The organism is Marinilabilia rubra, assembly GCF_003121985.1.
Taxonomy (GTDB): Bacteria; Bacteroidota; Bacteroidia; order Bacteroidales; family Marinilabiliaceae; genus Marinilabilia; species Marinilabilia rubra.
This window is the reverse complement of sequence record NZ_QEWP01000019.1, coordinates 38,898-63,991: the sequence shown is the minus strand read 5'-3', so window position 1 is coordinate 63,991 and position 25,094 is coordinate 38,898. Positions and strand designations below refer to the sequence as shown.

Below are 25,094 nucleotides of genomic sequence, written 5' to 3'. Positions count from 1 at the left end.
CATGGCAGAAAAAGTTTTAACTTACAAAGACATTGACAAAAGTATTTTGAAATCCTTGCCGAATCCAACCGGCCAGGCTTACGAAATTAAAGTCAAGATTCCTGAGTTTACCTTTTTGGGCGTAAAAGATCAGCCCGATTTTGCTGATGTTTACATTACATTTTATCCTACCGACCGGATTATTGAGTTGAAATCATTGAAGATGTATGTTCAGGCACTCAGAAATATAACAGTTTCTTATGAGCGTTTGATCAACGTCTTTTACGACCATCTGATGGAAGTATACAAGCCTGACCGCATTCGGCTTGTAATGCTTTGTAACCCACGTGGAGGTATCAGTTCAAGATTGACGATTGATTCTGACTGGAAGGTCAGAGGTGGAGATGAAAAGTACAGCGACTGGAAGAATCATATGGATGATACCTGGAGTGTGACTTTGTAATTTCTGGTTTAGAGTAATTAGTGTTTGTCCATAAAGTACCATTTGCGTCGTTACGCTTGCCCGAAAATTACTCAGTTACATCAGTAAACTCCGTATTTTCGGACTTTGCTCCCGAAGACTCGGGATTGCAAATGGAACTTTCTAAACAAACACAAGCGCACTCAATTAATGTTGGAGAGTTTATAAACGGACTCTAATTAAACTCCTTATTAACAAGTTGGGGGTTTGTTGATTCAAATTTAATTTATGCCGGAAAGTTCATCACTTAGTCCTGCCAACTTTCTAAAAGCATCCGGACAATATCCTGTTGTTGATGTCCGGACGCCAGGTGAATTTGCCCAGGGGCATATTCCCGGTGCCATAAATATGCCCATTTTTTCGAATGAAGAAAGGGCGGAAGTAGGAACCCTCTATAAAAAAGAAGGTCGCAATCAGGCGGTCTTGAAAGGACTTGAGTTTGTAGGTCCCAAAATGGCCGGATTTGCCAGGGAGGCTGCGAGATTGGCTGTTGAGGGATCTGTTCTGGTGCATTGCTGGCGCGGCGGAATGCGCAGCGGAAGCATGGCCTGGTTGTTCAGGACTGCCGGACTTAAAGCTTCTGTACTTGAAGGAGGATACAAAGCTTACAGGGCGCATTTCAGAAGTGAGCTGGAAAGCAAAAACTGGAACTTTGTGGTTATTGGCGGGCCTACCGGGAGTGGGAAAACGGAGGTTTTGGATTCCCTGGCTGAGAAAGGTGAGCAGGTGCTGGATCTTGAGGGACTGGCCAATCATAAAGGTTCTGCTTTCGGCGCATTGGGGCAGGAGGAGCAACCTACCACAGAGCAGTTTGAAAATGATATTCATGAGCGATTCCGAACCTTCAAGCCTGAGAAAATTATATGGGTTGAAGGAGAAAGTCATTTTATCGGTAAGGTTTCTATTCCCGATTTGTTGTTTAATAAAATGATGGAAGCACCTCTTGTTATGTATGAGCTTGCAAGGGAATTGCGAATAGAACGTTTGGTTAAAGAATATGGTTGTTTTAAGAATGAGTTGTTGTGCCATTCGGTTTTAAAAATACAAAAACGTCTGGGGGGACTCAGAACCAGGCAAGCTATGAAGGCTCTTGATGAATATGATTACCATAAAGTGGCAGATATAACTTTGCAGTATTACGATAAAGGTTATGCCAATTCACTTTCGAAAAGAAATGAGCCTGTTGTTGTTTTGAAGGAAGCAAAAGACGATCCTGTTCAGGTGGCAAACAAACTAATAAACACATTTAGTCATGCATACAGTTGATACAAAAGGCCATCTTTGTCCCGAACCTCTGATTATGGCCCGGAATGCCATGAAAGAGGTTAAAGAGGGAGAGAAGATGCTGGTTATATCAGATAATGAAACTTCTTATCAAAATTTAATGAGTTTTCTGTCTGACCTTGGAGCCAATCCGGTTGCAGACCAAAAGGAAGGACAGTATTTTATTGAAATCACCAAGCCGGCAGAAACTTCCTCCGGAAAAGAAGGCAACCCTGAAGCATATTGTAATATACCTCACAATATGCCTGAAGACTCGAATTATGTTGTGGTTGCTAGAGGAGCCAACATGGGAGAAGGCGATGAAGAACTAGGAAGTCTTTTGATTCGCGGCTATTTTAATGCTTTAAAAGGCATGGATAATCTGCCTACGCACATTATCATGTATAATGGTGGCGTTAAGTTGGCGTTAAAAGACACAGATACTTCTGAATCTTTGGCTGAGCTGGAAGATAAAGGCGTAAGCATTATAGTTTGTGGTACATGTATCGACTACTATCAAATAAAAGAAAAGGTAAGTGTTGGCCGCATCAGCAATATGTATCAGATAGCAACCAAATTGGCAGAAGCCGGCCATGTTGTATATTTGTAAACAAACATGCCTCATTTTTCAAATACATATTTTGATAATGGCAGTACCAGCTGGCCAAAGCCACCCGAGGTTGCAGAAGCAATGTCTGATTTTTTGCTGAATGGCGGTGGAACCTATGGCAGGGCTGCTTACGGGAGGGTGTATCAAACTTCTATGATGGTGGAAGAGTGCCGTAATGAAATTGCAAATCTGCTTGGTGTAAGGGAGTCTGCCAATGTTGTTTTTACAGCCAATGCCACGCAGGGAATAAACTCGGTTCTTTCAGGTCTGGAACTTAATGATTGTGAGGTTTTGGTTTCTCCACTTGAGCACAACGCGGTGATGCGGCCGCTTGAGTTTCTGAAACAAACCCGCAATGTAACCTGGAAATTTCTGCCTGCCTCAGAAGACGGGTGTATCATTCCGCAAAAAATTCCGCAGGTAATAACTCCCAAAACGAAACTGGTGATTATCAATCATCAGAGTAATGTAAATGGCTTGGTCCAGCCAGTTGGAGAAGTGAGCGGGTTTATTGGCGACATTCCCCTGATGCTGGATGTTACACAATCATTAGGCAATACTGATGTGAAGGGAGATCTTTGGGGGGCAGATTTCATCGCATTTACAGGGCATAAAGGCCTTTTGGGGCCAACCGGGACAGGCGGATTTTATGTGAGACGTTCTGATGACCTACCCCCGTTTTGGCGGGGAGGAACCGGAAGCCGTTCCGAAAGTTTTGAAATGCCGCTTTTTGCACCTGATAAATATGAAGCCGGAACTCATAATACAGTTGGAATATCTGGTCTTTCAGCAGCCATTGCCAATAAGCCTGAATCGAACTGGACTAAAAATCATTTGAATGAACTGATAACCGGACTGAAGAAAATAAAAGGTGTGCGGATTTTAACCGCTGATGAACCTGATCAAAGAGGGAGCTTGTTTTCGTTGGTGTATGAAAGTCTGAAACCTTCAACTATTGCCAGGCGCCTATATGAAAATTACCACATTGAAATAAGGGCAGGACTCCATTGCGCTCCGCAGGCTCATCGGTATTTGTCAACCTTCCCGGCCGGGGCTGTTCGTATTGCGCTGTCACCTTATCACAGCAATGAGGATTTAGAGAGTTTGGGAATGGTGTTTCGCGATGTTTTGGACTAATGCTCCATAGGCTTTAAAACCAAAACCTTTTGCCAAAATAATGTGGAGTTTTTCAGGGTAATACTCCGTTGAACTTTTTCAATGCGCTTCAATCCAGCAATTTTTGCGCATGGGGTTTTGTTGTTGAAATACATAATATCAGGATTGTACGAATTACTTTGCATCTTTCCTGACTGCCGTCAGGCAGGTGTCTGAAAATCTAACGATCTATTGTAAGGGCTAAATAGTGCCCGTCTATAAAGTTGGGAAAGTTTGTGAAAAGTCATGTGTCTGGTTAGAAAGTGCCAGTTGCAATCCCGATGCTTCGGGAGCGAAGCCTCCAAAAACGGAGTCCCGATGCTTCGGGATGAGTATTTTGGCGGCAAGCATAACGCAGCAAGTGGTACTTTATGGACAGACTCTAAATAGTAATTAATTTAAACCTAATAAGTGCATGACTGATGAAAAGCTATTACTTTTTCCCAATGTTCATAAGGTGATGAAAGCCGACAGGATTTGTCGGATGAACGGCATTCCGTGCCGTGTAATTCCCGTGCCGGAGCATATTTCATCAGAGTGTGGCATGTGCCTGTTGGTGCCGCCGGACAATTGGGAGAAATGCAAGGAGATATTGAAAGCAGAAAGCATCAGGTATGAAATTAATAATTGAATTGAAAAATGAGTAATCAGGAAACAGATCTTCTTAAAACAGTTGAGTATGGAGGTTGCTCCGCAAAGCTGCCTCCCGGGGAATTAGCTGGTATTTTGTCTAAGTTACCGAAAATGCAACATCCTGATATTTTGGTGGATATTGATACCCACGATGATGCGGGAGTGTACAAGCTCAATGACGAAACTGCCATTATATTTACCACAGATTTTTTTCCACCCATATGCTCAGACCCTTATGAGTTTGGCGAAATAGCGGCAGCCAATGCCCTGAGCGATGTATATGCCATGGGGGGCAATCCGCTGCTGGCGCTTAACTTATTGATGTTTTCATCAGCAGAGATGCCGCTTTCAGCTTTTGAACAAATATTGCAGGGAGGACATAGTAAAATGCAGGAAGCCGGCGCTTTGGTAATGGGAGGTCATACCATCGAAGATCATTCCCCTAAATATGGATTGGCTGTGGTAGGCACTGTTCATCCTGATAAATTAATCACCAATGCAGGAGCAAAACCAGGAGACTTATTGGTGCTGACCAAACCACTGGGACTTGGCGTTCTGGTCGCTGCCCGACGGTTAAAAATGGTACATGAGGATGCTTACCGGAATGGTCTGGAACAAATGAAGTTGTTAAATAAAAGGGGAGGAGAGATCATGGTAAAACATGGTGTTCGTTCAGCTACCGATGTTACTGGGTTTGGACTCCTGGGACATGCTTTGAAAATGGCTGAAGCAAGCGATGTGAGTCTGGCTGTCAGAACACGTGACTTACCAATTCTTGACCAGGCTGCTGAATTGGCTAATGATGGTTGCCTTCCGGGGGCTTCTTTCAGAAATTTTTCATTTGTACAGCCTTCGTTGCATGTTGAAAAACTGGTGGAACCACACCTGAAAATGCTTGCCTGCGATGCTCAGACCTCAGGTGGATTGCTGATGTGTGTTTCGCCGGATAAGGTGGATGAGGTACTTTTTGATCTTAAAGCATCTGGGCTGCACCAGCAGGCTTGTGTGATTGGCGAAGTGCTGACCAGGACACGAAAATCAATTTATCTGGAGTAGCCACTTTATGTTGGATTTTTTGTTAATTTGCGTTGAGTAGTGAACCACTAACAGACAAAATAGAATATTGACCACATTGAAGCCAGAAATGACAGAAAAAGAAATTCACTCCCTTTTGGAGGCCGAAGCAAAGGCCGTTGCCGGAATTCCTGTTACCGGGGAATTTGAAAAAGCAATAGAACTCCTTTATCATCATGTGCATGAAAAAAAAGGTAAGCTGATTACCAGTGGCATGGGAAAGGCCGGACAGATTGCTGTAAACATGGCTACTACATTTAGCAGTACCGGTACACCTGCAGTATTTTTGCACCCCAGCGAAGCCCAGCATGGTGATTTGGGAGTCCTTCAGGAAAATGATGTAATGCTTTTGATCTCCAATTCCGGAAAGACCCGTGAAATATTGGAATTGATTGATCTGGCTAAAGGATTAAATCCCAATGTTCCATTTATTGTCATCACCGGAAATGAGAACTCCCTTTTGGCAGAAGCCGCTAATGCTTGTTTGAATACCGGCAATCCTCCCGAAGTTTGTGCCCTGGGGCTTACCCCAACTACGTCAACTACAACCATGACGGTTATTGGAGATGTATTGGTTGTATTGTTGATGAAAAAGATAGAATTTTCAAATCATGATTATGCTTTAAGACATCATGGTGGATATCTTGGAGATAAATCCAGAAAAGCAGCGGTTCTTGATAAAAAATAGTTTGTTATGAGAATTACAAAAGACAGTGCGCTTGCAATGGTTGTGGATGTGCAGGAAAGACTTTTTCCTCACATCTATGAAAATGAACAGCTTGAGAAAAATATTAAGATATTGGTTGACGGGCTGAAGACTTTGGGAATTCCCGTTATAGTGACGGAACAATACAAGAAAGGATTGGGGGAAACCATTCCTTCTTTGGCGACCATGGTAGAAGAATATCCTCACAACGAAAAAACAGCTTTTAGCTGCTGCGACGATCCCGGAATTATGGAAACAATTGAGTTGACTACCAGGAGATCTGTTATTCTTGCAGGAATTGAGTCACATATATGTTTGCTTCAAACTGCATTGGATCTTAAAGAAAGAGGGTTTCATCCGATTGTTATTGAGGATTGTGTGGGGTCAAGAAATCCCGAAAATAAAAGAATAGCAATGACTCGACTTGTTCAGGAAGGAGTACTCATTTCCAGCTATGAGTCTATCCTCTTTGAGCTATGTCGCTTCGCCGGAACCGATCAGTTTAAGGCAATATCTAAGCTTGTGAAATAGGCAAGAGAAAAGTTTTTATGGGAAGGATTTTTGGCTTAGGAGAAACGGTTCTTGATGTCATTTTTAAAGAAAATCAACCAGTGGCGGGTAAGCCGGGAGGATCGGCTTTTAACGCTCTTGTGTCTCTTGGCAGGGCTGGTCATGAAGCCTTTCTGATTAGTGAGATAGGCGAGGACCGGGTGGGAGAGAACATTGTTTCTTTTTTGAAAGAGAACCATGTGAAAACCGACTGGCTTCATCGTTTTAAGGCAGGTAAAACCCCCGTGGCATTGGCTTTTCTTGATAATGAAAACAATGCCACTTATCAGGTCTATAAAGACTTTCCTGAGGTTCGTTTCCAGGTGTCGGGTCCCGATTTTAAACCTGGCGATATTTTGTTGTTCGGCTCCTTCTTTGCAGTAAGCCCCGGACTTCGTCCTCAGGTTGTTCGGCTTTTGAAAAAAGCCAGAGAACAAGGGGCTTTTCTTATTTATGATCCCAACTTCAGGAAAAACCATTCTCATGGTTTAAAAATTTATCGTCCTTTAATAGAAGAGAATTTTTCATTGGCCCATTTGGTCAGAGGAAGTGATGAGGATTTTAAGACCATCTACGGAGACCTGAGTATTGAGGCAATGTTTAATAAGGTCAGACAATTCGATTCTGAAGTTATTATTACTGCAAACTCCGGCGGTGTTCATTGTCTGGTAGGCGGAGAAAAGTTCTTTCAACCCGCCCAAAACATAACACCCGTGAGTACAATAGGGGCAGGGGACAACTTTAACGCCGGCATGGCACATGGGATTTCCAAACTTAATAATGCGACTCCGACTCCATCCCAATGGAAAGACATTGTGCGCAATGCAATTTCTTTTTCTACTGATGTGTGTTTGTCTTTTGATAATTACATCTCACACGAGTTTGCTGTTTCACTTTGAGACCTTTTCCTGAAGAAATTCACCAATTTCATCTGCGGTGATAAAAACTTTGTTGGCGCCTGCTTTGATTAGTGTTTCTGCGTCTAATGGGCCGGTATTAATGGCTATTGTATAAATTCCTGCTGCAGTTGCAGCTTCTACCCCAAGAGGAGCGTTTTCAATAACGACGGTTTCTTCCGCAGAACTCCTGGCTTTTTTTAGTGCGGTCAGGTATGGTTCGGGGTGAGGTTTCCCATGTGTCACATCCCAGCCTGATACAATGTCTTCTTTTTCAACGTGAAAATCATGTTTAAGTCGGTCAAGCAAAACGGGTTGGCGAGAACCTGTAACAATGATAATCTTTATGCCTTCTTTCCTTAATTCCTGCATCAACTTTTGCATTCCGGGTATTATTTCAGCAGGGGGCAATTGATGCATTAAGCGCGTTTTTTCGTCATAAATACCTTCGATTTCACTAGTCGTGGCTTCCCTGTTTTCAATTTGTTTTACAGCTCTCTTTATGGTAGCATCTCCAGTGCTGCCTTCGTTTAAATAGGCTTCTTTCTCGGGGAAATTTATATTGTATTGTTTAAATGCATCAACCCAGGTGGTGGCATGGTGTTTCATACTATCATATAAAACACCGTCCATATCAAAAAGTACAGACTTGATTTTTTGTGGAAATATATAACTCATCTTTTTTCAGTCGTTTTATTTTTTATTAAAGTCTAAAAATCAATTATTTGAAATTAGATGTCTGTTTGTGTTAAGCGTCAGATAATCAAGACGGTATGGTTTGGCTAAAATCTTTTGTCTATCCCGAAGCCTCGGGACTTCGGATTTATTGACTTGTGATGTCACGACTAAATTGCAATGACTTGGCAAAAATAATAAAAGCAGGATTATTATACCTGCCCTTTTCAATGCAATTAATATTATAAGTGGTTTGTTTTGATGAATCTTAATTTTCCTCCTGATTCTACAGGCGCTAAATTCCCGCGGATTCAGAAAAAAATGGTATTTTAGCACGGTCGGGAACCTCCAAAACAAAAAATAATGTCAATACCCGAAATAATAGTAGAATCAGAAATACAACAAGCTTTCCCTCAGTTTAAAATGGGATATCTGGTATCTCCGGTGGCGGTATCTGAAACCGGAAACGGTCTCAACGCTAAAATGACCAAAGTGCTGGAAGATATCGGGCAGAGGATGGATGCAGAAACCATTAGAAATCTTTCAACAGTAAAAGCTACAAAGGAAGGTTATAAGGCGCTTGGTAAAGATCCCAATAGATACAGGCCGGCTGCCGAATCCCTTCTGCGCCGTGTGAGTAAAGGGAAAGGATTGTATCAGGTTAATAATGTGGTTGATTGTTTGAATCTGGTATCTGTCGAAACCGGCCTTTCTATATGCGGTTATGATCTTGACAAAATAGATGGAATCATCCGTTTGGGGGTAGGACAAAGTGAAGAACCTTATGAAGGGATTGGGCGCGGGCTTCTGAATATTGAGAAGCTTCCGGTCTTCAGGGATTCAAAGGGAGCATTTGGAACGCCTACCAGCGATTCTGTCAGAACGCTTATTGATAAAAACACCAGACATGTTTTGATGATGCTTCCATCTTTTGATGGCAATGTTCCGGCTCTGGAGGCAGCACTGGATAATTTAAAAAAATATCTTCTGGAATTTGTCGGAGAAACCCATCCTGAAATAAAAGTAAAATAGTCAAGATGATTGAGATATGTGCTATTGCATCAGGCAGTAACGGTAATTGCTATTATGTTGGAAATGATCGAGATGCCATACTTGTGGATGTGGGCATAAGCCGAAGACAGGTATTGAACAGGATGCGGGAGAGAGGCCTGGATTTTTCCAAAGTAAGGGCCATTTTTATTTCTCATGAACATGCCGATCATTTTCGTGGGGTTAGGGTTTTAAGTAAGCATTTGGATGCACCGGTTTTTATGACCTCGAATACTTTTGAAAAAAGTTGGGGACCCAATCGACCTGCCAAAATTGTTAACTTTAATCCAGGTGATATTTTAGAGGTTGGAGAATTTAAAGTGCATTCTTTTTTGAAACAGCACGATGCTGCTCAGCCTTGCAGTTTTAGAATTGAACACGATGGAATAAACGTTGGGGTGATGACGGATATTGGGGAGGCTTGCGATAATGTACGGAATCATTTTTCTGCTTGTCAGGCTGTTTTTCTGGAGTCAAACTATGATGAAGATATGCTCTGGAATGGAGCTTATCCCTGGCATCTGAAAAATCGCGTGGCTTCGCATGTAGGCCATTTGTCCAATAAACAGGCATTCGATTTGTTAAATGAATATGGTGCTGATGACTTAAGAGCAGTATTTTTATCACATTTATCAGCAGACAATAATCGACCGGATATTGCCATGGAAGCATTCGATGCTTTAAAAACAAAGTTTAATGTGAGGCTGACCAATCGTTATGCCCCTGCTGAAGTTTTTACGTTAGAGAAAGAACAAGCCTTTATTTAAGGCAATATAATAATTGGAAGTTTTCATGCTTTTAAGGATTTTATTAAAAACACAATAATGGATTATAAGGATATTCTTATTAAAGTCAGACGGATTGTACGTTCTATTAATCTGGAATCAAAAAAGGTGCAAAAAGATTTTGGAGTTAGCATCCCACAGATTTTATGCTTGGAATATCTGAAAGGTTCTCCGGGATATCAGGCAACTCAGCGTTCCATTCGGGATCACCTTAATTTGAATTCCAGTACAGTGACAGGCATTATCGGACGTCTGGAGAAAAAAGGATACCTGGCGCGGTTGCCTAAATCGGGAGATAAGCGTGTAATGCATATTACACTCACTTCTTCCGGGGATGCTTTGCTCGAGAGGACTCCCGACCTGTTGCAACAACGATTAAATGAGAAATTAAAAGGCCTTTCAGCTGATGAACTGGTAAAAGTGGGGAGCGCACTTGATTTGTTGATTGAGATGCTTGAAATTGAATCTACTTCCGTTGATGAAATGCCTCTGATTACCGGTGATTTTGAAACCGATCATCCCGGCGATCATTAACGGCTATCGGGAATTTACTGGATATAAAAAAAGGAATAACCAACATACGAATCTTGGTTATTCCTTTTTTAATGGGGTCTGATTTTGTTATTATTCAGGTCTGTATTCTTTCTTTTCCAGGTTGTTGTTAATGAGTTAATCTATATTGCATAAGTTTAGCGGTATTATTCTCTAACCTGAGCTTTGCCCATTTTTTGAACAATAAACAATACAATTAAAGAGGCCAACACACCTGGAACTACCGGGGCGTATTGATAGGGTAAATCTATTCCGGAAAAATGAAAAAATCCAAAGATTGCTGCACCTGATGCCATGGATAGCAGTCCAGCCATTGGTTTTGGTTGTTTGAAAAAGATGAAACCAACAACTGGGGCCAACAATCCACTAACCATGAAGGAATATGATAATAGCATCAGATCAAGCACGCTTGGCATAAAAAGAGCCAATACAAGAGCGATGCCTCCCAATATAAAAGTCATTATCTGGGATACTTTGAGCGAGCTTTTGGTATTTTTTACTTTGAAAATATCTCTGACAAAGTTTCCAGAGGAAGCCATCAAACAGCTGTCGGCAGTGGACAATATGGCTGAGAAATAAGCAGCCAGGATAATTCCAAGTGCTCCGGTAGGCAAAATGAACTTCAACATCATAGGCATTGCTGTTTCATTATCAATGCCTGCTGCATCAGCTGCAGGTATTACCCCCTGATCAATGGATACCTTTGCCATCAGACCAAGAAATACACCCAAAAAAGCCATAACCGGGTATTCAAATAATCCTGCCAGAAACCAGGCCTTCTGAGCTTCTTTTTTTGAGGATGCGGCATAAATTCGTTGATAGAGTGTCATACCTATAAACCAGATCGGAATAATTGAAAACGCCCAGTTTACCACTACCGATCCCTGAATATTGGTGAGTTGCAACATCTCCTTATCTACAGAGGCTCTTAATACATCTAATCCGCCAACACTATGAAGAGCAAATGGAACACCAACAAACGTTAGCCCGGAAAGAAGAATGGCCCATTGCACGGTGTCGGTATAAATAACCGCCTTTATTCCGCCCAGAGCTGTGTATACAATGGCTATGATCCCCATAATAAGGGCGGCATTGTTGACACTTAATCCATCAATGGTACCTGAGGTAAGTTTGGCGCCTGCCAAGATCTGACTGCTGGTAAAACCAAGATATCCTACAGCGCTTATGATGCCTGCCCAGAATGCTACTTTTTTTCCATAATGGTGACTCAGCATTTCCGGGAATGTTTGAAATTTCTCTGTGAAGGCAATTTTGTATACGCGGGGAATCAGAACTACGGCTGTAAGCCAGGCACCAATGAGCCCCGTAAAAAGAATCCATGAACCGGATAGCCCCATGGCGAAACCAAGACCTCCCAGACCAATAGAAAAACCTCCGCCTACATCTGTTGCAACGACAGAAAGACCTAAATGCCAACGTGTCATTTTTCGACCTCCTACGTAGTAGTCTTCAGAGCTTTGGTTTTTTCTGTGAAACCACAGGCCTACCATAAGCATGGCAATGATGTAAACAAAAATGATAATGAAATCTGCTATGTGCATAACTGTATAAGATTAAATAAAAAAACGTCAGATCCCTTGTGGAAACTGACGTTTTTGTTTTGAGGGTTCTTTATACCGTTTTGTACCAAACATTCATGCTTTCAATCTGGCCGGCAATCTGGGTGTTATTGACCAGGGTGCCGGTATACCGGTAATCGTTGTTCATGAATGTTTTATTCATGGATGGAGATTTAAGTCTTGCTATGGTATAGAATGACTTAAATCCCTTATTGATTAAATGTTCTTCCATTGTTCTCAAAAGGTGGATGGCAATTTTCTTTCCCCTTTGAGAGGGCAATACAGCAAAATCAGTCATCTCTGCATTTTTTAAGCTGTCATCGCACTCAGCTGAACTGATGCCAACCAATTTCCCATCCTGGAAAACGCCAAAATATCTGGTTTCCTCACTCATTTCTTTTTTCAGAAACTCAGTGTCAAAGATTGGAAACGGATAACTGTCAAAGACCTGTGCAAAAACGTTGGTCATTTCTTCAGTATCTTCAGGTGTTAGCAATCTCAGCACGTGGGTTTTATCCAGTTTCGGTATTTCTGAATTGGTTTCAGAAAGCAATAAATTCTGAAAAACATCCATCTCTTCCGCATTGGGAGTGCGTCTTTTAATGTCGAAGTATTTCACCAAAAAAAGCGCATCTTCAGTTCCGTTGAAAAATCCCGGAACAATGGCTTCTGTTTCATAACCTGACATTCTGAAAGCCGCCCCATATCTCGAAGGAACTTTGGCAAAGAGCTTGGTATAGCCGTTGGTCTTTGCCAGATCGTCCATCTTTTCAATGATTTCCGGAAAGTCGGATGGCCACATATGCATTAAGTAGACCCGGTTACTCTCCGGGCCATGTTGGATAGTCGATTGTCCGATTATCTCACTCTTGTCCATTATCGTCTCTTCTTTGAAAGCGTTCGTTGTCTGAAGGAACTAATGAAATAGCTTGGTCATAATCTGAAAGAAGCTTTTCAATTCCGATGGCATTTTCTTCATAACCTTCTCTCAAGTCCAGTTCCAGGTTACATTCATCACAATTGCGGTCACAAGTAGTGGCTTCATAATGATCCGGCTCTTTGTAAGAAGTAATTACGCCCTCGTAATTCCGAAGAATCACCCGGTTGGTAGACCATGAAATAATGTAATTTGGCATGACCGGAATCTTACCACCACCACCCGGTGCATCAATAACATAGGTTGGCACAGCAAAACCACTGGTGTGTCCGATCAGACTTTCAATGATTTCGATACCTTTTCCTACAGGAGTCCGGAAGTGTGACAATCCTTCAGAAAGGTCGCACTGGTAGAGATAGTAAGGCCGAACACGGTTAGCAACCAGTTTGTGAACCAAGTCCTTCATGATTCGTGGACAGTCGTTCAAGTCTGCCAAAAGCACGGACTGGTTTCCTAATGGAATTCCTGCATCAGCCAGCTTTCTTAAAGCTTCTTTAGACGAAGAAGTGATTTCTCTTGGATGATTAAAGTGGGTGTTGATCCATACCGGATGATGCTTTTTCAGCATATTCACCAAATCATCAGTGATACGGTAAGGTAAAACAACCGGTGTTCTGGTTCCAATGCGGATAACTTCTACATGATCAATTTTCCTGAGCTCGGTCAGGATCCAGTCGAGGTAATCATCCGACAACAGGAATGGGTCTCCACCTGATAAAAGTACGTCTCTGACCTGAGGCGTTTGGCGAATGTAGTCCAGTCCAATTTCAACCTGAGACTTACCGGGTACAAAATCCGTATCTCCTACTTTTCTCTTTCTTGTACAATGTCGGCAATACATTGCACACACATTACTCACATGAAAGAGAACCCTGTCAGGATAGCGGTGGGTAATTCCGGGAACAGGACTGTCAGTGTCTTCAGAGAGGGGGTCGCCCATCTCATATTGAGTTACATTTAATTCTTTGTTGTCCAGAAACGATTGTTTGTAAACAGGATCTTTTCTGAAATTCTCTTTTTTAATGAGGGAGAGGTAGTAAGGTGTAATAGATAGTGGGAATTTCCCCTGAGTTTCTTCAAGTTGTTTTTTTTCATCTTCCGGGAATTTTATACCCGTAAGTTCCTCAAACTTGTCTATGGTTTTAATAGAGTGTTTGAGATGCCACTTCCAGTCTCTCCAGTTCGAAAGCTCGGAAGATGAATCAATTTTGTTTGCAATCTTTTGTTGATTTGCTGTGAAAATTGCCATAATTTTCAGTTTGGTGAATAATCAGTTTATTTGATTAGGGTTTATGAATGGTTCGTGTGGTAAGCAAATTTGACTTTATGTGAATCGTTTCTGCGCGACAAAAGTAGTCAAAATTTTTGGATTGTGAAATTTCTTACTTGTCATTATCCGCCTGTTTGTGGGTGTTCGAATGTGTAACTACTTGTCATTAAAGTATTAAAAATACGAGTGTCAAGCTTTTCAAAGGAGATAAAATATTTATTCTTGACTGCGGGGTTCTGGATTTGTTGTGTGCAAACTAAATTTGATTGAACCTTTGTCCGCCTCAAATAGTTTGGGTAATGCTTTTGTTGTTATTAAAGATAGTTTAATTCAGTTGTTATTGCCATAGAAAAACGTATACAATGATGAAAATTTAAGGCTGTAGTTTAAAATGGCGATTTTATTGAATTCCACCAATGCCTTCCTGGCGGTAAGCAGGGCAGACATGGGGGCAAATTTAAATAACCCCGGGCACACCTGTCAGGGGTGAATATATGGATATGATTAGTTTTTGGATGAGGCCAACATCCTATAAACCACTACAGTACCCGGAATAGTTGGCCTCTTGTCAGGAACGTACAAGAAACATCGAACACTTGAAAAGCCCCCCTCATACAGAAGAACCTCCCTGTCGCTGAAAGCGGCGAATCCGAATAACCCCGGGGCGAAAGTCCCGGGGATTGGATGCACTATCTCCCCCTAAGATCCCTGATAAGGGGTCAACATCCTCCAGCTCTTTTGCAGGTCGAGCTCTTTGCATCTTGATCCCTGTCGGTTAACTTAGTCAATCAGGAAAAAGGTATCATCGATCTTAATTCAACTCTCTTCGATCAACCTACGGTATTCATCCAGATAGCTCTCGCTTTCCGAATTAGTTGACCCCTTTCAGGGACCCAGTGCCGGGAGCATGTTTAACCCCGGGACAGTTGCCCTGGGGTTATTTTTAAAAGTAAAGAGCTTAAGAGATGAGATTTAAAAGCTGTTGAAAACCTAATTGCTAAGTAGAGTTTGTCCATAAAGTACCATTTACTGCGTTACGCTTGCCCGAAAATTACTCATTTACTCAAGTAAACTGCGTATTTTCGGGCTTCGCAAGCCTTGTAACTGGCACTTTCTTGACAAACACATGACCAGAAGCAAATTTTGCTTAGTTTATAGACGGATTCTAAGTATGTTAAAAAGCACCAGCCGGTTCATGTGGGCGAAATAATTAAGGATATGAAGATGTCCCAATCGGGGGGGGGGAGAAAGCGGATTATGGGGTTGCTGAGCGATGGACGTTTGAGATGCTCAAAAAATAGTCCCGGATAGTGAAATAACTTTTTCGAAAACCTGTTTTTCCTTATTAAAGCTTCATTAAGATTATAGCATCTGTCGGGGAAAAGTGTTTTCTTTGTAATAAAAACAGGTTATGATAATAGATACTTTTGAAAATGCTGCCCGGTATTATATGTTGCATCCGGCAATGGAAATTGTTTTGGATTATATGGAAAATATAGATCCTTCAGAATTTAAGGCCGGAAGAATAGAAATTAGTGGAGAAAATGTCTTTATTAATGCCATGGCGCAATCTACTGTCTCTGAAGAAGAGGCCGTTTGGGAGTCCCATGAACGTCATATTGATATTCACTATCTTCTGGAAGGTACAGAAGTGATAAAATATGCCGAGGAATATAAAATGGAGGTAGAAGTTCCTTATAATGAAGAAAAAGACTGTACTTTATTTATGGGGAGTGATGGTATGGAGGTAAATCACCCTAAAGGTGGATTTGTTATCTTTTTCCCTGAAGAAATTCATAAAGCCATGGTGGCAGATGGTATTCCTTCGAAAGTGAAAAAGTTGGTAGGTAAGATAAGGGTTGATTAATAGAAAAATATAATTTCCTTAGAGGCGATGCTGTTAATTTGAACGTCTCTAAGGAAAAATATATTATTAGTATCTTTTTTGTCCACGATTTCTGTTGCCACCGCCGCCAAATGAGCGATCACGTCCTTCACCTTTTGGTCTGGCCTTTTTCACTACAATCGGACTGTTGTCAAACAGACATTCATTGAGGTCTTTGATGGCGTTCTGAGCCGCATCTTCCTCTTTCATTTCAACAAAACCAAAGCGTTTTGACGAACCGGTTTCACGGTCCATAATCACTTTAGCGGATACTACTTCGCCATACTCGGCGAACAAATCGTTTAAGTCGTCGCTGGTAGTCGCGGCGCTCAACTTTGCTACAAAAAGATTCATGTAAATAAAAATGTTTGTCAGCGTTTCATGGATATTGTCTAGTTGTTTAAAGTCAAAATGACTGTCGCACAGAGTTCCTTCATGAAACGATGAAGATAAAAAATGATGATAATTAAATAAAATAGAAGTGTGGCAAGGCAAATCAATGAACTGTGCAAGAAGTGCAATACGTAAAATCTATCGGGTACAAAGAAACAACCTTTTTTATAATTAATGGTTACATCAATGTGAAAAATAACTAAAATTGCTTTTTAATATGCCAAATTGTATTTTTAAGCCTTCTTGGAATTGTATTTTTGCGATTTTGAAATTAAAAAGCTGAAAAAACACCTTTCTGTTATGAGATCTAGGCCCATACATACCGTCTTTGCTGCAGTTATAACGATGCTCTCTTTAGGCAGTATTTATGCTTGGAGCATTTATGTCCCTAAGCTGATTAATGATTACTCTTTTTCAACCAGCCAGACTCAACTCGTGTTTGGTTTTTTTATTGCCGTTTTTACCATAGCGATGGTTCTCGGACGATCGTTATTGGCGAAGCTCGGGGGTAAGAAAATGGCTTTTATCTCAGCATTTGTTTATACGTTGGGATATATATTGATTAAATGGCTGGGTGTTAATTTCTCTGTTTTATTAATTGGGATCTCATTATTAGGCGGCATTGCCACCGGCATGGGATATCTGATTTCTATTTCAATCCCTGTTGAATGGTTCCCTGAAAAGAAAGGCCTTATTACCGGAATTGTCTCTGCCGGCTTCGGAGGTGGTGCTATTGCTGAGTCACTTGTGGCTCAGGAATTGTTTGTGACGGGCCTTGAATTGCCGGATGTTTTATTGATAGTTGGAATAGGTAAGGGAATACTTTTGTTGTTATCTTCATTCTTTTTTAAACGTCGGGATCTTGAACACCATGTTGCCAAACTGATTCCTTTTAATCAGCTTTTAAAAGAGCATGGATTTCGTAAACTGTTCATAGGTATTTTTACCGGAACATTTGCGGGCCTTTTGGTGATTGGGAATCTTAAACCAATTGGAGAACAGTTCACCATTGATGAAACAACTCTCGTTTTAGGAATTACTGTTTTTTCGATTGCTAATTTTACCGGCCGCCTCTTTTGGGGCTGGCTCAATGATTATGTGGCCGGGAAAATTTTGATTCCGCTCTCATTGCTGATGATGGGGGTTTTTACATTGGTGATTGGCATTGTGCAGCTTACTCCGGGGGTGTACCTTTTTATTGCCTTTGCAGTTGGGTTTAGTTTTGGCGCCAACTTTGTGATATACGCTAAGGAAACAGCCCAGATTTACGGCATCGGCAATCTTGCCAAAATTTATCCTTTTGTGTTTCTTGGCTATGGTATATCAGGAATAGCCGGGCCGTTTATTGGCGGGTATCTTCGAGATTTGTTCGGAAACTATGAAAACTCTGTTTATGTGGCTTTTGCATTATGTATTGTGGTGTTTCTTGGAATGTTAATTTTCAGTAAAAGTACCGTTCCCAAAACAGAGTAAAGCATTTAACTTCTTTAGTTTTTTTTAATCTATACTATTCCTATAATAGTTCGTTATCCCGATGGTTCGGGATTGCAATGAGCTTTGAATCAATTGTTTATATGCTAATAGCTTTTGGGTTAACGCTCCGAAAATCAATTGGTTATGATTCATCTTAAATCTAATATCTATCCCGATGGTTCGGGATTGTGAAAGGCTATAATTCAACTTTTTGGAATTTAATGCATGCTTTAAGCTGCTGTTTATTCGTGTTATATGGTTCCTGTTAAACCTAATGACTGCCGTCAGGAAGGTATCTGAAAATCTAACGATCTATTGCATAAATGCCCAGGTTTATAATTCCATCAACCATAATCTTAACAGTTCCTCATTTTAGGAAAATACCAAATTGTGCTTATTTTTGTTTGTGAATAGAATAACAGCCACTTATTAGTTGATGTCTGGTATTCATTTGTTTAAGTGTTTTTAGTTTAAAGCTAATTTATTTTCAGCTATGCAAAAATTTTCATTGATATTAGTGCTTACGATACTCTTAGGTCAGTTATCGTTTTCTCAATTAAAGCAAATCGAACTGGATGATATTACCCGGAAAGGAACATTCAGAGCCCATTCTATTAGCGGGTTGCGGTCGATGAATGACGGCGAATATTACACCACCCTGGAAAGCAATGGGACTAAGATTGTCAAATATTCCTACAAAACAGGGGAGAAAGTTGATGTTTTGTTTGATATAGAAAATATTAAGCGTAATCCTTCTGAGGTTCAGAGTATCAAAGGGTATGAGTTTAGTCCTGATGAATCTAAAATTCTGGTCTATAATAATGTTGACAAAATTTACCGGCATTCATTTCTTGCCAATTATTATGTGTACGAACGCAAGTACCGCGAGCTAATTCCGCTTGCTGAGGATGGAAAACAACAGGTTCCTGTTTTTTCGCCCAACAGTTATATGATTGCCTATGTGCGTGACAATGATATTTATTTGAAGAAGCTGCGTTTTGGTACCACCAGCGCTATTACTGAAGATGGCGAGGAAAATAAAATCATTAACGGGATTCCTGACTGGGTTTACGAGGAGGAGTTTGGATATAACCAAGCCATGGAATGGTCTCCCAACAGCGAGGATCTTGCCTTTGTGAAATTTGATGAATCAGAGGTGAAACAATATTCGTTTCCCCTTTATAAAGGCTCACATCCCGAAAGAGAAGAATACGCTCTGTATCCCGGACAATACCAATTCAAATATCCAAAAGCGGGTGAAGAAAACTCCAAAGTCTCGGTTCATGTTTTTAATGTGAAGGACCGAACCACTAAGGAAATGGATTTGGGAAATATGGAAGATGTATATATTCCCCGTTTAAGATGGAGTAATGATCCTGACAAACTGGGTGTTTTGAAACTAAATCGCCTTCAAAATCAATTGGAGCTTTTTATTGCCAATCCTTCCAGTGGCGTAAGTAATGTTTTACTGACTGTTCGTGAGGATAAGTTCATAACCGAAAGTGTTTTGGATAACATTCAATTTCTTGAGGATGGCAACCACTTTGTTTATGTAGGTCAGGATGATGGTTACAACCACTTATACCTGTATTCAATGGCCGGCATTTTGGTTCGTCGCATTACTACCGGAGAATGGGATATTACCAATTTTTACGGATATGACAATGACGAGGAGTTGTTCTATTTTCAGGCAGCAAAAGAGTCTCCATTAAAGCGGGAAGTTTATTCCATCAACATTGAAGGAGAGGAGATGGTCAAACTAAGCACAGATGAAGGCTTTAATGAAGCCGACTTCAGTGATAACTATGAATACTTTGTCAATACCTGGTCATCTGCAAATAATGTGCCGGTGGTTTCTGTTTTCAAGTCGGATGGTGAATTGGTAAGAATAATAGAAGATAACACCAGTCTGAAAGAGGAGTCGGCAACATACGATGTTCCCCAAAAGGAGTTTTTCACTTTTACGACCTCAGAAGGAATAGAGCTTAATGGTTACATGATAAAACCATTGGCGTTTGACAGTTTAACGCAATATCCTGTTTTGATGTCGCAATACAGTGGCCCAAATTCTCAGGAGGTACTTGACAAATGGGGCATTAACTGGGAGCAATATCTCGCTTCTAACGGGTATTTGGTTGTTAGTGTTGATGGGCGGGGAACCGGAGCCCGCGGAGAAGAATTTCAGAAGTCGACTTATATGCAGCTGGGAAATCTGGAGTCCGATGATCAGATTGAGACAGCTGATTATTTATCTACTCTCAGCTACGTGGATCCTGCCCGGATTGGCATTTGGGGCTGGAGTTTTGGCGGTTATATGTCCTCCATCTGCCTAAGTAAAAGCGATAATTTTAAAATAGGAATTGCTGTTGCACCTGTAACCAATTGGCGTTATTACGATACTATTTATACTGAGCGTTACATGCGAACACCTCAGAAGAACGCCGGTGGCTACGACGATAACAGTCCCATTAATATGGCTGAAAATCTAAGTGGAAAATTGTTCCTGATTCATGGTTCTGCCGATGACAATGTACATTTTCAGAATACTGTGGAATATTCAGAACAACTGATTCAGGCCGGCAAACAGTTCGATATGTTTGTTTATCCCAACCGTAATCACAGTATTTACGGAGGCAATACCCGACATCATCTTTTTACCATGATGAGTCAGTACATTTTCCGCAATCTGTAGATTTAGAAATTGTAAGCAGGGGTAGCTGAAAAAGGCAATGGGGCAAAATTTACATGGCGGCCGGGGAGCTGTTCAAAAAAGTATAAAAAACAAAAGTGTGTCATGCTGAGCATAGTCGAAATATCTAATTCGTGTCGGTCTACCCGTCAGGCAGGCATCAGACCAATTAATTTATTATGTTTTGTACGAATGAAACGAGCATGGCAGCGGTTGCCTCAAAAGAAAATGTAAATAATCAACCATGTGAGTTCCCTGCCTACCGGTCAGGCAGGCATCAGACCTGTAACTTAGACTAATTATTTACTGATGAAAGGTGCGTTTTTCGGCGCATCTTAAGTCAAAATCTGTGTTTTTATGATAGACCCGGCTCGGCGCTTTTTTGATGATTTAATTTCTATAGAAACCAAAGCGGATTTTTCTGTTCCGGAGAAAGTAAAACGTCAAAGAATTTCCCTGGAACAATGTTGCAGGCATCTTACCAAAGAAGACGGGCTAACTTTTTCAAACCTGTTTGGCAGGCTCGAATATGTTTGCCAAAAACTGCAAATAGGAGACGATCTCAAAGGGAAGCTTCATGAATTCAGGATTTTTGCAAATAGTGTCATTAAAAACCGAAAGGAACCCAATAAGGGACAATACTATTGGGGGCTAAAGGTGCTTGCCCGGTCTTACGGCCAATTCTTTGGGGTGGAAATTCCTGCAGATTTAAAGGCCCACTACGAAAATCGGGAGATTGCAGAAAAGAAAAAGAAACACTATCATGTTAACCCTGAAGGATTCAGGGGGATGTTGCTGAAAATTGATGCAGAACAGAAGGAGTTATTGGTTCAGCCGGATGTTCAGGGGGATGCAGCTCCGGTGGTAGTGGTTTATAATGTGAAGGGAATAAATGATGAACTTACCGCCTCTGTAGAATTGATGCAGCCCGGACAACAGTTACAACTTCTCGAAACCCATCGAAATGAAGACGGGAAAGTAGTGCCCGGTCTTATTGTGCTTGAACCAGATTACCTGTTGGATGTAACTTCCATAGCCCGTTGTTTTAACAACATAAAAGGGAAAAATATAAGGGCTTTTGAACTTTTTTTTATTGCCCGTTCCGAGGTTCGGAAGTTGTCAAAGGCCATTCATAAAGGGAATGTTGCCAATATGTTCTTTGATGAATTGTTGAACGAACAGCCCGGCAAAAAGAAGGAATTCAAAAATGTTTTGATGGATTCGTTTAAGTCGTTTCCACTTCCATATACCTCTTTGGATGGTATTGATAAAAGCTACTTTAACGAATTGGAGACTCAGTTTGCGAATCTCAGACGGGTGGTTGATAATGAATTCAGAAAAGGTGATCATCACCCTATTGATCGCGCAAAAAGTAATCTGGAAGTTTCGTTGATGAGTCCCGAGCTTGGTCTTCAGGGGCGTATGGATCTGTTTGATGAATCGCCCAGTGAGAATACCCACTATCAGTCTAAAATACTGGAGTTAAAGTCCGGGAAGTTGCCTTTCCCATATGACAACCCTTCCATTGTGTCTGAGGACCATGCAGCTCAGGTGCGGATGTACAATATGCTTGCCCAGAGGGTTCTTGGCCATCATCCTAAAAGGATTTTTAATGCTGTTCTTTATTCTGCCGCTGACAAGGAAGGTGAAGCCCTCAGGTATGTGTCCCATTTCAAGAGCTTTGAACGGGAAATCATAAATGTAAGAAATCAAATTGTGACCTGGGAGTACCGGTTTGCTTCTGATCAGGAACCTTATCCTTTGAGCGAAGTATTTGTTCGGAGTATTGATGTTAAGAAGTATGGTTTAAATCCGGCAGATAAACGATTTAGCTGGTTTTTCTCAAAATTCTTCGATTACAAAAAACTAATTCTTGATAAGATATCCCCCCTTGAACAACAATATTTCTTTGCTTTTTCTTCATTCATCAGTCGGGAGAAGATTCTCAGTAAAGTGGGCGATGGAGAGTACACTAAAGGTCTTTCTGCTTTGTGGAATAAAACCGATTTGTCGGATGAAGATGTATTTAATGAGTTGCGCGATCTCACAATTAAAGAGAATCATGCCGACAATGAAAATGCCTCTATTACGCTTCGACGGCCAAAAGACGAGCCCCGGTTTATTAATTTCCGCCGAGGAGATATCTGTGTGCTTTATCCCTATTTAAGAGACCGTTTTATGGCCACTAATCACCGGGTGTTGAAGTGTTCTATTGAAAGTTTAAGCAATGAAGAGGTAACAGTGAAATTGCGTCAGAAACAAAGTTCGCTGGATTATTTCTCAGGTTTTGATACATGGGTGCTTGAACATGATTCTCTGGACAATAATTTTGAACAAATGCATAACGGGCTCTTTGAATTTCTGCAATTGCCCCCGGCTCGTCGTGAATTATTGCTGGGGTTGAGACCGCCCGTTTCCGGGAATGATGAACTAAGGGAATTTGTGAATGTAAAGGATTCAACTTACCTGGAGGAAAGCCGTAAGGAACAAAATCAGGTGCTTTCATCTGCCTGGAATGCCCGGGATTATTATCTGTTGGTTGGACCTCCGGGCACGGGCAAGACCAATCTCTTTCTGAGGCGGTTTGTGAAAGAACTGATTTCTGAAACGGACCTGAATGTATTATTGGTAAGTTATACCAACCGGGCAGTGGATGAGATGTGCTCATCGGTGAGGGCCATTGTGCAGGATAATATGATCCGCATTGGGTCTTCCCTGGGATGTGATCGCAGTCATGAGGACTTGTTGCTGGACCGCAAGATCAAAAATCTCAAAAACCGAAAGGAGATCAGAGAACTTATTGAGGATACCCGGTTGTTTGCGGGAACGCTTTCCTCTGTATTAGGGAAAAACGAACTGTTTGAGCTCAAAAAATTTGATATTGCTATTGTTGATGAAGCGTCTCAAATCCTTGAACCCAATATCATCAACCTCCTGGGCAGGGTCAATCGCTTTGTGTTGATTGGGGATGAAAGACAATTGCCGGCAGTGGTCACCCAATCACCGGCCGAATCAAAAGTTAACGATGAAAAACTCCACGAAATAGGATTACTGGACAGGCGAAATTCTTACTTTGAACGCATGCTCTTTTTGTGTAAAAAGAATAACTGGAACCACGCCTGGGGCGAATTGACTTTTCAGGGACGTATGCACCCCGATTTATCGTTGTTTACTAACCGGTTCTTTTACAATAATAAGTTGAAATCTGCCGAACTGACGCATCAGAAAGGCAAATTGCTTGACAGGGAAACAGGGAATGATGGAGAATTGGTGAATTTGATTTCCGAAAACAGGGTGGTCTTCATTCCTTCGGCATTTGCCCCCAGGGATTTTTCAGAAAAACACAATGCTTTAGAAGCCCATTTGATATCTGCCATCTTAAAGGAAATTTCACTCCTTCATAATCTGTCAGATGACGATGAAATTGTAGAAAGGGTAGGTGTAATAACGCCCTTTCGCAGTCAGATTGCCAGCATCAGAGAACAACTGGAAACTGACGGGCATACCTGTTTTGAGCGCCTTCAAATTGATACCGTTGAGCGTTTTCAGGGAGGGCAGAAGGATTTTATTCTTGTTTCATTTTGCATGAATCGTCCGGAGCAACTCGATTTCTTAGCCCAAAACAGAGTGATGATTGAAAATCTTACTTCCGGGGGCATGAAACCTGCTCTTGTTGACCGAAAATTAAACGTTACGTTAACCCGCGCACGGAAACAAATAATTCTCACCGGGAATGAAGGGGTTTTAGGACCTGATGAAATTTATGGTAAGCTAATAGGTGATATTCATAAAAGTGGAGGCTACTTTAAAAAAGGAGCCCGAGCCATATTGGACATTTAGTCTTGATTTTCCGGAGCTTCTTTATTGCATTGCAATCCCGGTTATTCCGGACAAAGGTCTTTATCCAATACCTGATAGGATACGAATGGTTTGATATGTACTCTTTATTGCGATTGTCGCAACAACACTGTTGCGTTGGTCACAATAGCACGTTTGCCTCGCGACGTCTCTGCGTTTAAGCTTTTTACAATTATTATGTATTTCAATATTCCGTAAGACTAGTGTCAAGTCAAGTGTAGAATGTCGGGTAAGCCACCGCAATTTTTCACTTTGCGCAAATCAACAAAAAAGTAAGCATAGCCGTAGCTAAGTGAGTCTTTTTTTTGAGAAGCACAAGGTAGAAAGAGCAAGGCTTGGGCCGTCAGACTATGCTTGACTTGACACTAGAGTCAAGTCAAGTGTAGAATGTCGGGTAAGCCGCCGCAATTTTTCACCTTGTGCAAATCAACAAAAAAGTAAAAGCCAGCGCGGTCTGAGCGCATAAAAAAGAATACTATTGTTTTACCGGACAATAGTGAAATCTAATATTTAAAAATCCAGCGGTCTATTGTATTTGGCCGCGTATAATTAAGATCAGATAAAAATTACTCTAAAAATCTTCATTTTTTTAACTCCGCTG

The 25,094-nt window shown here is 41.2% G+C and carries 22 protein-coding genes; 16 read left to right on the top strand and 6 right to left on the bottom strand.

Going from position 1 to position 25,094, the window contains the following annotated elements; genetic code table 11:
- Nucleotide 1 precedes the first annotated feature (1 nt).
- From DDZ16_RS17350 to DDZ16_RS17305, 9 genes are all read left to right on the top strand, one after another.
- Entirely contained in the window at nucleotides 2–442 is a 441-nt protein-coding gene (locus DDZ16_RS17350; RefSeq protein ID WP_109265756.1) for a preQ(1) synthase, read from the top strand.
- Nucleotides 443–688: 246 nt separating this feature from the next.
- Entirely contained in the window at nucleotides 689–1,726 is a 1,038-nt protein-coding gene (gene mnmH, locus DDZ16_RS17345; protein ID WP_109265755.1) for a tRNA 2-selenouridine(34) synthase MnmH, read from the top strand.
- Nucleotides 1,713–2,333, top strand: coding sequence for a sulfurtransferase-like selenium metabolism protein YedF (yedF, locus tag DDZ16_RS17340; protein ID WP_109265754.1), 621 nt, complete (start codon nucleotides 1,713–1,715; stop codon nucleotides 2,331–2,333). Before mnmH ends, yedF begins: the two co-directional genes overlap by 14 nt.
- A gap of 6 nt (nucleotides 2,334–2,339) precedes the next feature.
- Nucleotides 2,340–3,470, top strand: coding sequence for an aminotransferase class V-fold PLP-dependent enzyme (locus DDZ16_RS17335; protein WP_109265753.1), 1,131 nt, complete (start codon nucleotides 2,340–2,342; stop codon nucleotides 3,468–3,470).
- Nucleotides 3,471–3,903: 433 nt separating this feature from the next.
- On the top strand, nucleotides 3,904–4,119 hold the full coding sequence (locus DDZ16_RS17325) for a DUF3343 domain-containing protein (protein WP_109265751.1): 216 nt from the start codon (nucleotides 3,904–3,906) through the stop codon (nucleotides 4,117–4,119).
- Between the two features lie 8 nt (nucleotides 4,120–4,127).
- Nucleotides 4,128–5,177 (top strand): selenide, water dikinase SelD, encoded by a 1,050-nt coding sequence (gene selD / locus DDZ16_RS17320; RefSeq protein WP_109265750.1) that lies wholly within the window; start codon nucleotides 4,128–4,130, stop codon nucleotides 5,175–5,177.
- Between the two features lie 88 nt (nucleotides 5,178–5,265).
- Nucleotides 5,266–5,883, top strand: coding sequence for an SIS domain-containing protein (locus DDZ16_RS17315; protein ID WP_109265749.1), 618 nt, complete (start codon nucleotides 5,266–5,268; stop codon nucleotides 5,881–5,883).
- Between the two features lie 6 nt (nucleotides 5,884–5,889).
- The gene (locus DDZ16_RS17310; RefSeq protein WP_109265748.1) at nucleotides 5,890–6,432 is read left to right on the top strand and encodes a hydrolase; all 543 of its coding nucleotides are present in this window, start codon (nucleotides 5,890–5,892) and stop codon (nucleotides 6,430–6,432) included.
- Between the two features lie 17 nt (nucleotides 6,433–6,449).
- Complete coding sequence (locus DDZ16_RS17305) at nucleotides 6,450–7,349, top strand: PfkB family carbohydrate kinase (RefSeq protein WP_109265747.1); 900 nt, start codon at nucleotides 6,450–6,452, stop codon at nucleotides 7,347–7,349.
- Here the strand turns inward: DDZ16_RS17305 and DDZ16_RS17300 are convergent.
- Nucleotides 7,341–8,024 (bottom strand): HAD family hydrolase, encoded by a 684-nt coding sequence (locus tag DDZ16_RS17300; RefSeq protein WP_109265746.1) that lies wholly within the window; start codon nucleotides 8,022–8,024, stop codon nucleotides 7,341–7,343. The two genes, DDZ16_RS17305 and DDZ16_RS17300, sit on opposite strands and share 9 nt — an antisense overlap.
- A gap of 360 nt (nucleotides 8,025–8,384) precedes the next feature.
- On the opposite strand from DDZ16_RS17300, the gene DDZ16_RS17295 reads away from it, so the two are divergent.
- From DDZ16_RS17295 to DDZ16_RS17285, 3 genes are read left to right on the top strand one after another with little or no spacing between them, the layout of a single operon-like run.
- A complete protein-coding gene (locus DDZ16_RS17295) occupies nucleotides 8,385–9,053 on the top strand; it encodes a B3/B4 domain-containing protein (RefSeq protein ID WP_109265745.1) in 669 nt (222 codons plus the stop codon).
- Nucleotides 9,054–9,058: 5 nt separating this feature from the next.
- Nucleotides 9,059–9,838 (top strand): MBL fold metallo-hydrolase, encoded by a 780-nt coding sequence (locus tag DDZ16_RS17290; RefSeq protein ID WP_109265744.1) that lies wholly within the window; start codon nucleotides 9,059–9,061, stop codon nucleotides 9,836–9,838.
- A gap of 57 nt (nucleotides 9,839–9,895) precedes the next feature.
- On the top strand, nucleotides 9,896–10,390 hold the full coding sequence (locus DDZ16_RS17285; protein ID WP_109265743.1) for a MarR family winged helix-turn-helix transcriptional regulator: 495 nt from the start codon (nucleotides 9,896–9,898) through the stop codon (nucleotides 10,388–10,390).
- A 164-nt stretch (nucleotides 10,391–10,554) separates the two neighbouring features.
- Here the strand turns inward: DDZ16_RS17285 and DDZ16_RS17280 are convergent, their stop codons facing one another.
- The 4 genes from DDZ16_RS17280 to DDZ16_RS20785 all read right to left on the bottom strand — a co-directional run bounded on the left by DDZ16_RS17280 (nucleotide 10,555) and on the right by DDZ16_RS20785 (nucleotide 14,955).
- Nucleotides 10,555–11,970 (bottom strand): sodium:solute symporter family protein, encoded by a 1,416-nt coding sequence (locus DDZ16_RS17280; protein WP_109265742.1) that lies wholly within the window; start codon nucleotides 11,968–11,970, stop codon nucleotides 10,555–10,557.
- Nucleotides 11,971–12,040: 70 nt separating this feature from the next.
- Nucleotides 12,041–12,865 (bottom strand): putative beta-lysine N-acetyltransferase, encoded by an 825-nt coding sequence (gene ablB, locus DDZ16_RS17275; RefSeq protein ID WP_109265741.1) that lies wholly within the window; start codon nucleotides 12,863–12,865, stop codon nucleotides 12,041–12,043.
- Complete coding sequence (gene kamA / locus DDZ16_RS17270) at nucleotides 12,852–14,174, bottom strand: lysine 2,3-aminomutase (RefSeq protein WP_109265740.1); 1,323 nt, start codon at nucleotides 14,172–14,174, stop codon at nucleotides 12,852–12,854. The genes ablB and kamA overlap by 14 nt, the downstream gene beginning before the upstream one ends.
- A gap of 631 nt (nucleotides 14,175–14,805) precedes the next feature.
- Complete coding sequence (locus DDZ16_RS20785) at nucleotides 14,806–14,955, bottom strand: hypothetical protein (protein WP_158275699.1); 150 nt, start codon at nucleotides 14,953–14,955, stop codon at nucleotides 14,806–14,808.
- 651 nt (nucleotides 14,956–15,606) lie between these two features.
- On the opposite strand from DDZ16_RS20785, the gene DDZ16_RS17265 reads away from it, so the two are divergent.
- Nucleotides 15,607–16,062 (top strand): YhcH/YjgK/YiaL family protein, encoded by a 456-nt coding sequence (locus DDZ16_RS17265; protein ID WP_109265739.1) that lies wholly within the window; start codon nucleotides 15,607–15,609, stop codon nucleotides 16,060–16,062.
- Between the two features lie 66 nt (nucleotides 16,063–16,128).
- Here the strand turns inward: DDZ16_RS17265 and DDZ16_RS17260 are convergent, their stop codons facing one another.
- Complete coding sequence (locus DDZ16_RS17260; protein ID WP_109265738.1) at nucleotides 16,129–16,434, bottom strand: RNA recognition motif domain-containing protein; 306 nt, start codon at nucleotides 16,432–16,434, stop codon at nucleotides 16,129–16,131.
- Nucleotides 16,435–16,773: 339 nt separating this feature from the next.
- Here DDZ16_RS17260 and DDZ16_RS17255 point away from each other — a divergent pair, with 339 nt between their 5' ends.
- The 3 genes from DDZ16_RS17255 to DDZ16_RS17245 all read left to right on the top strand — a co-directional run bounded on the left by DDZ16_RS17255 (nucleotide 16,774) and on the right by DDZ16_RS17245 (nucleotide 24,475).
- On the top strand, nucleotides 16,774–17,946 hold the full coding sequence (locus tag DDZ16_RS17255) for an MFS transporter (protein ID WP_109265737.1): 1,173 nt from the start codon (nucleotides 16,774–16,776) through the stop codon (nucleotides 17,944–17,946).
- 493 nt (nucleotides 17,947–18,439) lie between these two features.
- Nucleotides 18,440–20,638 (top strand): S9 family peptidase, encoded by a 2,199-nt coding sequence (locus DDZ16_RS17250; protein ID WP_109265736.1) that lies wholly within the window; start codon nucleotides 18,440–18,442, stop codon nucleotides 20,636–20,638.
- 354 nt (nucleotides 20,639–20,992) lie between these two features.
- Nucleotides 20,993–24,475: an AAA domain-containing protein gene (locus DDZ16_RS17245; protein WP_109265735.1), complete on the top strand. Its 3,483-nt coding sequence runs from the start codon at nucleotides 20,993–20,995 to the stop codon at nucleotides 24,473–24,475.
- The last annotated feature ends 619 nt before the right edge of the window (nucleotides 24,476–25,094 follow it).

Excerpts from the sequence above, each read along its gene's own strand:
- DDZ16_RS17325 (WP_109265751.1), top strand. The coding sequence starts at position 3,904 with ATGACTGATGAAAAGCTATTACTTTTTCCCAATGTTCATAAGGTGATG.
- DDZ16_RS17255 (WP_109265737.1), top strand. The coding sequence starts at position 16,774 with ATGAGATCTAGGCCCATACATACCGTCTTTGCTGCAGTTATAACGATG.
- DDZ16_RS17280 (WP_109265742.1), bottom strand. The coding sequence starts at position 11,970 with ATGCACATAGCAGATTTCATTATCATTTTTGTTTACATCATTGCCATG.
- selD (WP_109265750.1), top strand. The coding sequence starts at position 4,128 with ATGAGTAATCAGGAAACAGATCTTCTTAAAACAGTTGAGTATGGAGGT.
- DDZ16_RS17315 (WP_109265749.1), top strand. The coding sequence starts at position 5,266 with ATGACAGAAAAAGAAATTCACTCCCTTTTGGAGGCCGAAGCAAAGGCC.
- DDZ16_RS17285 (WP_109265743.1), top strand. The coding sequence starts at position 9,896 with ATGGATTATAAGGATATTCTTATTAAAGTCAGACGGATTGTACGTTCT.
- DDZ16_RS17310 (WP_109265748.1), top strand. The coding sequence starts at position 5,890 with ATGAGAATTACAAAAGACAGTGCGCTTGCAATGGTTGTGGATGTGCAG.
- DDZ16_RS17260 (WP_109265738.1), bottom strand. The coding sequence starts at position 16,434 with ATGAATCTTTTTGTAGCAAAGTTGAGCGCCGCGACTACCAGCGACGAC.
- yedF (WP_109265754.1), top strand. The coding sequence starts at position 1,713 with ATGCATACAGTTGATACAAAAGGCCATCTTTGTCCCGAACCTCTGATT.
- mnmH (WP_109265755.1), top strand. The coding sequence starts at position 689 with ATGCCGGAAAGTTCATCACTTAGTCCTGCCAACTTTCTAAAAGCATCC.
- DDZ16_RS17295 (WP_109265745.1), top strand. The coding sequence starts at position 8,385 with ATGTCAATACCCGAAATAATAGTAGAATCAGAAATACAACAAGCTTTC.
- ablB (WP_109265741.1), bottom strand. The coding sequence starts at position 12,865 with ATGGACAAGAGTGAGATAATCGGACAATCGACTATCCAACATGGCCCG.
- DDZ16_RS17350 (WP_109265756.1), top strand. The coding sequence starts at position 2 with ATGGCAGAAAAAGTTTTAACTTACAAAGACATTGACAAAAGTATTTTG.
- DDZ16_RS17290 (WP_109265744.1), top strand. The coding sequence starts at position 9,059 with ATGATTGAGATATGTGCTATTGCATCAGGCAGTAACGGTAATTGCTAT.
- kamA (WP_109265740.1), bottom strand. The coding sequence starts at position 14,174 with ATGGCAATTTTCACAGCAAATCAACAAAAGATTGCAAACAAAATTGAT.
- DDZ16_RS20785 (WP_158275699.1), bottom strand. The coding sequence starts at position 14,955 with ATGCAAAGAGCTCGACCTGCAAAAGAGCTGGAGGATGTTGACCCCTTA.
- DDZ16_RS17335 (WP_109265753.1), top strand. The coding sequence starts at position 2,340 with ATGCCTCATTTTTCAAATACATATTTTGATAATGGCAGTACCAGCTGG.
- DDZ16_RS17305 (WP_109265747.1), top strand. The coding sequence starts at position 6,450 with ATGGGAAGGATTTTTGGCTTAGGAGAAACGGTTCTTGATGTCATTTTT.
- DDZ16_RS17250 (WP_109265736.1), top strand. The coding sequence starts at position 18,440 with ATGCAAAAATTTTCATTGATATTAGTGCTTACGATACTCTTAGGTCAG.
- DDZ16_RS17245 (WP_109265735.1), top strand. The coding sequence starts at position 20,993 with ATGATAGACCCGGCTCGGCGCTTTTTTGATGATTTAATTTCTATAGAA.
- DDZ16_RS17300 (WP_109265746.1), bottom strand. The coding sequence starts at position 8,024 with ATGAGTTATATATTTCCACAAAAAATCAAGTCTGTACTTTTTGATATG.
- DDZ16_RS17265 (WP_109265739.1), top strand. The coding sequence starts at position 15,607 with ATGATAATAGATACTTTTGAAAATGCTGCCCGGTATTATATGTTGCAT.